The 8278-nt window shown below is 41.3% G+C and carries 17 protein-coding genes; all 17 read right to left on the bottom strand.

The genetic code is table 11. The features are described from left to right. Positions 1 to 242: 242 nt before the first annotated feature. Positions 243 to 509, bottom strand: a complete 267-nt coding sequence (locus ACXAC1_RS20445) for a hypothetical protein (RefSeq protein WP_475064096.1) — start codon at positions 507 to 509, stop codon at positions 243 to 245. Between the two features lie 34 nt (positions 510 to 543). Next, on the bottom strand, positions 544 to 1509 hold the full coding sequence (locus ACXAC1_RS20440; protein ID WP_475064095.1) for an SLC5/6 family protein: 966 nt from the start codon (positions 1507 to 1509) through the stop codon (positions 544 to 546). A 153-nt stretch (positions 1510 to 1662) separates the two neighbouring features. Continuing rightward, a complete protein-coding gene (locus tag ACXAC1_RS20435; protein ID WP_055022144.1) occupies positions 1663 to 1854 on the bottom strand; it encodes a hypothetical protein in 192 nt (63 codons plus the stop codon). A gap of 64 nt (positions 1855 to 1918) precedes the next feature. Next, positions 1919 to 2764, bottom strand: a complete 846-nt coding sequence (locus tag ACXAC1_RS20430; protein ID WP_475064094.1) for a lipase family protein — start codon at positions 2762 to 2764, stop codon at positions 1919 to 1921. Further along, positions 2757 to 3092, bottom strand: coding sequence for a hypothetical protein (locus tag ACXAC1_RS20425; RefSeq protein ID WP_475064092.1), 336 nt, complete (start codon positions 3090 to 3092; stop codon positions 2757 to 2759). The genes ACXAC1_RS20430 and ACXAC1_RS20425 overlap by 8 nt, the downstream gene beginning before the upstream one ends. Positions 3093 to 3103: 11 nt before the next feature. Next, positions 3104 to 3541, bottom strand: coding sequence for a DUF6795 domain-containing protein (locus ACXAC1_RS20420; protein ID WP_206004238.1), 438 nt, complete (start codon positions 3539 to 3541; stop codon positions 3104 to 3106). A 354-nt stretch (positions 3542 to 3895) separates the two neighbouring features. Beyond that, positions 3896 to 4063, bottom strand: coding sequence for a hypothetical protein (locus tag ACXAC1_RS20415; RefSeq protein WP_475064098.1), 168 nt, complete (start codon positions 4061 to 4063; stop codon positions 3896 to 3898). A gap of 7 nt (positions 4064 to 4070) precedes the next feature. Then, positions 4071 to 4472, bottom strand: a complete 402-nt coding sequence (locus ACXAC1_RS20410) for a 3'(2'),5'-bisphosphate nucleotidase CysQ family protein (RefSeq protein ID WP_475064091.1) — start codon at positions 4470 to 4472, stop codon at positions 4071 to 4073. Further along, positions 4399 to 4668 carry an inositol monophosphatase family protein gene (locus ACXAC1_RS20405; RefSeq protein WP_475064090.1) on the bottom strand — a complete coding sequence of 90 codons (270 nt, stop codon included), beginning with the start codon at positions 4666 to 4668 and terminating at the stop codon, positions 4399 to 4401. The genes ACXAC1_RS20410 and ACXAC1_RS20405 overlap by 74 nt, the downstream gene beginning before the upstream one ends. 3 nt (positions 4669 to 4671) lie before the next feature. After that, a complete protein-coding gene (gene cysC, locus ACXAC1_RS20400) occupies positions 4672 to 5268 on the bottom strand; it encodes an adenylyl-sulfate kinase (protein WP_475064088.1) in 597 nt (198 codons plus the stop codon). 14 nt (positions 5269 to 5282) lie between these two features. Then, entirely contained in the window at positions 5283 to 5690 is a 408-nt protein-coding gene (locus tag ACXAC1_RS20395) for an SLC13 family permease (RefSeq protein ID WP_475064087.1), read from the bottom strand. Positions 5691 to 5970: 280 nt separating this feature from the next. Then, on the bottom strand, positions 5971 to 6138 hold the full coding sequence (locus tag ACXAC1_RS20390; protein WP_475064086.1) for a TrkA C-terminal domain-containing protein: 168 nt from the start codon (positions 6136 to 6138) through the stop codon (positions 5971 to 5973). Positions 6139 to 6158: 20 nt separating this feature from the next. After that, entirely contained in the window at positions 6159 to 6410 is a 252-nt protein-coding gene (locus ACXAC1_RS20385) for a cation:proton antiporter regulatory subunit (RefSeq protein WP_475064084.1), read from the bottom strand. After that, entirely contained in the window at positions 6410 to 6604 is a 195-nt protein-coding gene (locus ACXAC1_RS20380) for a hypothetical protein (protein ID WP_475064082.1), read from the bottom strand. The genes ACXAC1_RS20385 and ACXAC1_RS20380 overlap by 1 nt, the downstream gene beginning before the upstream one ends. Positions 6605 to 6639: 35 nt before the next feature. Then, the gene (locus ACXAC1_RS20375) at positions 6640 to 7023 is read right to left on the bottom strand and encodes an SLC13 family permease (RefSeq protein ID WP_475064080.1); all 384 of its coding nucleotides are present in this window, start codon (positions 7021 to 7023) and stop codon (positions 6640 to 6642) included. Positions 7024 to 7056: 33 nt separating this feature from the next. Then, entirely contained in the window at positions 7057 to 7185 is a 129-nt protein-coding gene (locus tag ACXAC1_RS20370; protein ID WP_475064079.1) for a hypothetical protein, read from the bottom strand. Between the two features lie 331 nt (positions 7186 to 7516). Further along, on the bottom strand, positions 7517 to 8278 hold a 762-nt coding region (locus tag ACXAC1_RS20365), incomplete at its 5' end, for a sulfate adenylyltransferase subunit 1 (protein WP_475064077.1).

The raw sequence follows: 8278 nt of genomic DNA, 5'->3' as shown, positions 1-8278 counted from the left end.
AAGGTTAAGTTCCTCGTGCAGTGTCAAGAGATCAGCACCTGACTGATAGCTGACAGCTGAAAGCTGATAGCTCTGTGTCGGGTTTCACTTCGCTCTACCCAACCTACTCCAGACTTCCAAACTTTACTCTTTCAACTTTCCCCTCGCTAACTTTACTCTCGCTAACTCCACTCTCACATCTCGCGTAACAAAAGAGCCCAGCCGGTTTCCCGGCTGGGCTTCTATATCTAGCAATGATGGGATTACTTAATAATCATGCTGTAGATAAGCGCAAATACGGCTAGAGAGCCAACTGTTAATACGAACAGTGTGCTTAAGCGGTTTCTGTATTTGTGTAAGCTAGGTACTTTATAAACGGCAATCATTGGCATGATGAAAAGGATCATGGCGATGATAGGGCCTGACAGCTGATCCATCATGTCTAAAATACTTGGGTTGATCACCGAGCAATACCAAATAGCAAAGAACATGATAACAGTGCCAATCTTATCAACGAGTTTAGGGTTCATATGGGCTTGCTTACTAACAAGGCCGTTGAAGCTCTCACGGGCACCTAAGAAGTGACCTAAGAATGAAGACGTAATCGCGATAAAGGCAACTAATGGCCCTAGAGGTCGCAATAAACGAGTTATCTGTAATATTGGCAAGGAATGACAAGATAGACACGTTATCAGCTTTTGCTTGTACCATTTGTTCAGTAGATAGTGACAGCACACACGAGAATACAAACAGTAAAACAAACACGATTAATAGTAGGCTAGTACGCTTTAGAATTGCTTCTGACTTCATTTTAGCATTATTGCCGTAGTGAGCACGTTGTACATGCACAAAGCTTGAGATCGCAGCTGCGTGGCTAAATGAGAATACAATGATAGGTATTGATAACCAAAGTGTTTTCATAAAGCCTGAAAACTCAGGGACAGACACATCTGGCATTTGCCAGCTTGGGATCAGGTAAATCGATAAGAAAAACAAGATAGCGACAAGCGGATAAACAAGGATTGCAAAAGCACGTAACATCAGTGCTTCGCCACCAAGCATTAAACTGATCATACCGCCAACGAGTACACCAGATAACAGTACGCGTGGTGGTGATTCCATACCTAGTTGATTAACGATAAAGCTATCAACAGTGTTGGTCAATCCTACACCGTAAATAAGTAAAATAGGGAAGATAGAGAGAAAATACAGTAAAGAGATTAAGCGCCCGGTGTTAATGCCAAAGTGTTCTTCTACTACATCGGTAAAGTCTGCTTTAGGCTGTTTTGATGATAAAACAAATCGGGCTAAGCCTCTGTGAGCTAAGTAAGTCATCGGAAAGGCAAGGCATGCCATGATAATCAAAGGCCAAAATCCGCCGATACCGATATTAATTGGTAAGAATAAAATCCCTGCACCGACTGCGGTGCCAAATAAACTTAATACCCATTGGGTGTCATGAAGATTCCATTTTGAGTTACTACTTGTTGTCGATGCATCATACGGCATAGCATCTTGATGTGTGTTCATTAGCACTCCACTATTAGAATAATAATTGTCGCGCAGCATATAGAAAAGCGACTTAGAATGCATGTTTTAGCGTTGTATTTAAATAACTATGCTGTAAGGAGAGACTTACAAAAGAAGAAAGTTGGGCTTATTTATAAAGCCCAGTTGTGGTATTTATTCTGCTGCTGCAAGTGCGCGAGCTTTAATATCTGCGGCAAATGCTAAACCTTTCTTAAAACGTGCCTCAGCTGCAGTGATTTCACTTTCATCGCCATTAGCGGCAAGCACTCCTTGTGAAAGGGCTTTATAAAGTGCGCTAATTTGGGCCTCGTAGCCGGCTTCAATTGCTTTTTCAACAGTCGTCATGGTTATTCCTTTTGTAAACTAAAATATGCCTAAAAGTTTGGTCTGATGATACATCTTAAAATGCCTACGCTACGAAAGAGAGAGCTCTTTGTGCAACTTTATTCACCATCTTTAGGGTTTGTTCAAATACCCATTTGATGAACTCAACAGTTAACTCTTTTATTTTCGCCTTCGCATATCCAGCAAATGCAAGCATACATGCAAGTAATCCATTTATCGGCCCAGACAAGTCTACAGTATGAAATTGATTGTTAGCGAGAATCACGGCAATTCTGTCATACAAACTTAAGCCATTAGCGACACCATTTTGTAAAGCATTAAGACAGCCTAGTTTAGCTTGGCGTAATACAGTCATAAGAGCTTCACTCAAACGATTCATCCAATAAATTGATGGCTGCACTTGAACCGCATGGCTAGCACTTAATACAACTCTATTAAAAGGATTGAAAGTAACTCGCTTATTAATACTTTCCCAGGTTTGCTTTTGCGAGTTTCGGGTATAAAACTTCATTACGTGATGCCATGGAATGATAAGTTGGGTACTATCCATTCTATATTCAGGGGCATTGTAAGGAGCTTGCATAAACGGCCAGAAGGGTACCATAGGCACAATATCACCACCATTGACGCAGCGATATATATTGTGAGGTTCTAAGGTATTAGTCGTGCTTAATGCAAAATTTGTTAAGCCAACTTTTGGTGCTCCAAATGTGTACAGTTTGACGTTAACGTTAAAGCATCGTTTAGCCCAATCAGCGACTAATGACGCAATCGCACCACCTAGGCTATGTCCTACACAATGAACAGTCGCTAAAGGTTTTAGCTCTTTAATCACTGGAGCTAGTTGTAGTTTTAGCGTTTCGAATACAGAATTGAAACCAGCATGGACACTATGACCGCCCTCAAACACACTTAAATTTGCTCTTCAGATCGGTTGAAACATCGTACAAAGAAGCTGTTCCACGAATAGCCAGTACTAAATCATTTTTGAATGGGTTCATCCGCCCTGTAGGAGATGTGCCTTTTCCAACAAGTACAAAACCGGTTTGATGGCCACTAGCGTGAGCCATTGCTCCGCCTGATATTCCCTTAACAGGGCCTCTTGATAGATCGAATGAAAATATGTTTTCCAAAGAGTTTGAGGTAATTATTTCATACCGGCCTCTTCGGTCCGGTATTTTTATATCATAAGAAATCTTTGCTAATTCTGCACACAGAATTGGTGTTAAAGTTGCCATTGAAAATCCTTTTAATTTTGTTTTTCCCACCGAGCGATGCTTTTAATAAAGTGCTCGTCTAATGAATCTTTAGGGTTTATTAAATGGTGTTTTAATTCTTCATTCGATAAATCAGCATTCAAGTTAGCTAAACACTTTTTAAATTCAATAGGAGTTTTTAACCCATGCTGAAACCCAATCCATAGGTTATAAATCTGGCCATCTTTCTCTAAATCTATGATTATTCTAACCACGGGTTCATGAAAAATACTCCCAGGTTTACGGGACTTTAAAGATTTTGCAGGGAATTTGAAGTAACCATTATCATCGGTGTAAACACTATCTAGTTCTTCGTCATCATAGGTTAAGCTTCTCTCTACAAGCTGATTTGCAAGAGGGGTTCCATTTTCAAAAAGCTGGCCATTTACTTCAGGGCATAGCTCGACTATGTAGCGAATTAATCCGAGCATATATCATTCCTTGTTAAAACTCGTGTCCCTATAATTATCCATTTATTTATCAAAACTTCAATGAGGTAATTTATATTTTGTTGGTCTTACGGTGTTTTATTGATTGCATAAATTTAATTAATGTTTGTATATGTAAGGTGGAATAGTACTAGGGGTTTTACTTCTTGGGTTAAAGCATACTAATAATAAACTTTTAGGAAGCTTATAATTAAATTGATGTAATCTTACAGATAGTGAATTGAAATTCTGAGTATGAAATTAATCAGACACTATGGTGAGATGGGTATGAATTTATTAAGTTGACGCTGGGTTTCGCTACGCTCTACCCAGCCTACGATATTTAACGGAATGCTTTTAGTTCTGTAATGCCGATACGACAAAATACGGATTCAGATACTCTTCTTTACTGTTATACAGTAGTGGGCTGCCATCGAGTTTGCTAACCATTGCGCCTGCTATTTCGGCAATCGCATGACCTGCTCCGGTATCCCACTCACAGGTTGGGCCTAGGCGTGGGTATATATCAGCACTACCTTCGGCAACAAGACAAAGTTTTAGCGAGCTGCCCTTTTGAAACCATTTCTACATCTTCAAACTGTTTTACAAATTCAGCTAGATCAGGAGAAGGGTGTGAACGGCTGCCGACAACACGGATATGCCCTTTATTTGGTTTACGGGTTACCTTAAGTTCAATGCGCTCATCACCTTTATCTTTAAAGGCACCAATTGCTTCTGCGGCAATATACGACACACCTAATGCCGGTGCATCGACAACAGCTAATACTGGTTTACCTTTTTCAATCAAGGCAATATTTACTGTGAACTCGCCATTTTTTTTGATGAACTCTTTGGTGCCATCAATTGGGTCTACTAACCAGTAGCGCTGCCAAGTTTGACGAATATCCCAGGCTAATATCAGCGCTTTCTTCACTTAGAATTGGTACATCAGGGGTGAGATGTTGTAAGCCATTCACAATCACTTTGTGAGCTGCTAGGTCGGCGTCGGTCACTGGGCTTTCATCAGCTTTGTACTCAACATTAAAGTCCTTTTCGTAAATCCCCATTATTGCACTGCCGGCTTGGCGTGCGAGGAGTAAGATTTCTTCTAGCAGTTCCGTTTGATTCATGACTTAACCTATAATTTGCTGTTGTTTTAAATACGCTACCAGCTCTTGCACCGATTGGTCTAGGGTGTTTTTACTGGTATCGATTTTAATTTCTGGCGATGTAGGGATTTGATAGTCTGAGTCGATACCAGTGAAGTGCTTAATTTCACCTGCGCGCGCTTTTTTATACAGCCCTTTAGGGTCGCGCGTTTCACACACGTCGAGCGGGGTATCTAAAAATACCTCAATAAACTCACCATCCTCTACTAAGTTTCTTACCATATCGCGTTCGCTTTGGAATGGCGAAATAAATGCGGTTAATACCACAAGACCAGCATCGACCATTAGCTTTGCAGTTTCACCAACGCGGCGAATGTTTTCCACGCGGTCTGCATCAGTAAAGCCAAGATCTTTACACAAGCCATGACGCACGTTGTCGCCATCGAGTAGGTAGGTGTGAACGCCTAAATGGTTTAATGCGCTTTCTAGTGCGTTAGCAACAGTGCTTTTGCCTGAGCCTGAAAAACCAGTGAACCATAGAATGGCAGGCTTATGCTTTTTTTGCTCACTACGCTGTGATTTGCTAATGGCGTAATTATGCCAAACGATATTTTCATCCATTGTCTTTACTCTCGTTATTGAAATGGGAATACCAGCGGTATGAGTGTTAAAACCGTAATCGAGTAAATAATCGATAAAGGTAAGCCCATGGCAATGTAATCTTTAAGGCGGTAATTTCCCGCGCTGTAAACCATCAAGTTAGTTTGATAACCAAATGGCGAAATGAAACTCGCTGATGCACCAAATGCGACAGCCATAATAAAAGGCAACGGTGATACATCAAAACCAACGGCGAGTGCATACGCTACCGGAAATGAAAGCGCGGCAGCGGCATTATTGGTAATGAGTTCGGTAAACAAAACCGTCATCAAGAATATTGCGATAAATGCCCCGTAAGGCCCAAAATCACCTAATACGTATAACATGGCTGATGAAATTTCACCGGCAAGGCCTGTGCCTATCACTGAGTTTGGCAAGGCCAATAGCACTACCCACTACTGCGAGTAACTCAATTGGAAAACGACGTTTTACTTCACTTAGCTTGATTGTACCCGTTAGCATTAAACCGATAAGAAGAACGAGTAGGCCTTTCACTAAGGGAACGAGGCCGACAATACTTAACCCCAATACGGCTGCAAAACTTGCTAACACAATATTTGATTGCTTAGGTTTTAAATGGGTTTGTAAATCAAGGCCTGAAATATAAACGAACTCACGTTTTAAATTAGGTAGCGAGTAAAACTCTTTGCCAGGCGCTAGCGATCAGACCAGCGAGTCACCAGCTTGCAACTGAACTTTACCCAAACCACCTTGTAAACGGTCATGGCCGCGGCGAATAGCAATAACGGCAGCATGAAATTGTTCACGAAAGCGAACTTCTTTAATTGTTTTACCAATGTATTTTGGAAGAATGGCTAACAACAACTTCAACTAAGTGCTCAACGTCTTTCTCATTGTTTGTCGTGCACAACTTTTAAGCCGTCAAATTGGGTGAGCAGAGGTACTGACTTTATATCACCTACAAAAAGTAGTACGTCACCTTCTTTGATAACTTGTTTTGGGGTAACCGCACAAATACGTTTATCACCACGAATTATTTCGGCTAAGAACAAGTCTTTTAATTCACGAAGGCCAATTTCCTCAACACTTTTACCAATGAGTTTTGAGCCTGCTTCTACTTTACCTTCTAGGTAAAAGGGCACTACTTCTTGGTCGTTTTTACCGTTATCTGGTAAATACTTGAGCGTTCCGCTAAAATAGTGATAAGGCCAACGCTCAGTGCGCCTAAGCCAATCAAGGTAAAATCAAAAAAGCCAAGCGGCTCCATGCCCGCTTCAACGGCAAAGCCATTAACAATTAAATTGGTTGAGGTGCCAATCAGGGTGTATCGTGCCACCTAAAATGGCGGTGTATGATAAAGGCAATAAAAGTTTAGACGGTGAATGTGTTGGGCTTTCTTTTTATCGCACTGATCAGCGATGCCACTACCGCAGTATTATTGGTAAATGATGATAAAAAGGCGGTTGATAAACCAAGCTTGGTCACCGAACTTGTCAGGCTGCCTTTCGAAAGAGACTGAGCAAGCTTTTGCACTAACGTGGTTTTTTCTACAGCAATCGAAACGAGTACAAGTAGAATAAGAGTGATTAAAGAAGGGTTTGCATAGTTAATTAGCATATCTTCAAGGCTTATTAGCCCTGCTAAATAACTAATCCCGATGGCGCCGACAAATAACCATGCAGGTTTTAGTCGAGTGCCAAAAAGGCACCCCACTAATACCAGCATAATGCCTGTTAATACCAGCTGTTGATACATGCTTTTTACTTCCTATAACAGGCGAATAGTGAGTTACTTAAGCTTAGTTATATCAAGCGCTTGCCAATGAGGGAAGTGCTTGCGAACTAAAGCGTTAAACTCAACTTCAAAGTCGCTAAAGCTACTTTGTTGTTCTTCAGTGCTAAGTAATTGCTCAATCATACCTGCCGCAACGGTGGACAGGTTTGATAGGCGGTCAATATCAAGGATGAACGCACCTGTTTCATGGTTGTTGTCGTACTCATCAGGCCAAAACTGTTCCTGTAAGCTCTAAGGTTACAATCGCAATTTCGTTAAGTTGTAATGAGTCTGCTTGACCATGCATCACGGGTATTTACATCAATCGTGTGATCGATTTTTCTTACCACTGCCGAGGTGTTTTTGCTGCCCTAACTTAAAGTTATAGCTTTTACCTAAAACTAACGGTGCTTCATGCATCCATACTAATTTAGCTTGAATACGGTTTCGTTGCCCGCCGCGTTTGACAGCAGCTTTAGAGAGCGGCTGGTACAATTACATCGCCACGGCTGATATCAATTTCGTCGTTTAACGTTAAAGTGATTGCTTGGCCTGCTTCAGCGGTATCTAAGTTGCCATCGAAAGTCACAACCTCTTTGATGCTTGAGCTTTTACCTGATGGTAATACTTTTACAGCATCACCCACGCTGAACTTGCCAGACGTTAGAGTGCCTTGGAAGCCACGGAAGTCTAAGTTAGGGCGTACTACATATTGCACCGGAAGACGCGCTTCAAACCCGTTATCAATTTCAGCCGCTGGTGAGTCTTCAAGTAACTCAAGCAGTGGTTTATCTGTGTAATAAGGTGTGTGCTCTGAGCGTGTAACTACGTTGTCACCTTTTAGTGCTGACATAGGCACAAACTTGATATTAGTAACGTTTAGTTGATCTGCAAACTTAAGGTAGTCGGCTTTGATTTTTTCGTATACGGTTTCATCGAAATCGACGATATCCATCTTGTTGATAGCAACAACAAACTGCTTAATACCTAATGAGTCACAGATAAAGCTATGACGCTTAGTTTGTACTTGTACGCCGTAACGCGCATCAACTAAGATAATCGCCACATCACTGGTTGATGCGCCGGTTACCATGTTACGCGTGTACTGCTCATGTCCTGGTGTATCAGCAATAATGAACTTACGTTTTGCTGTTGAGAAGTAACGATAAGCAACGTCAATGGTAATACCTTGCTCACGCTCTGCTTGAAGACCATCTACAAGAAGTGCTAATAAAGT

The sequence above is a fragment of the Marinomonas sp. AWM4_232 genome (assembly GCF_056158325.1).
This window is presented reverse-complemented; position numbering and strand designations above follow the sequence as displayed.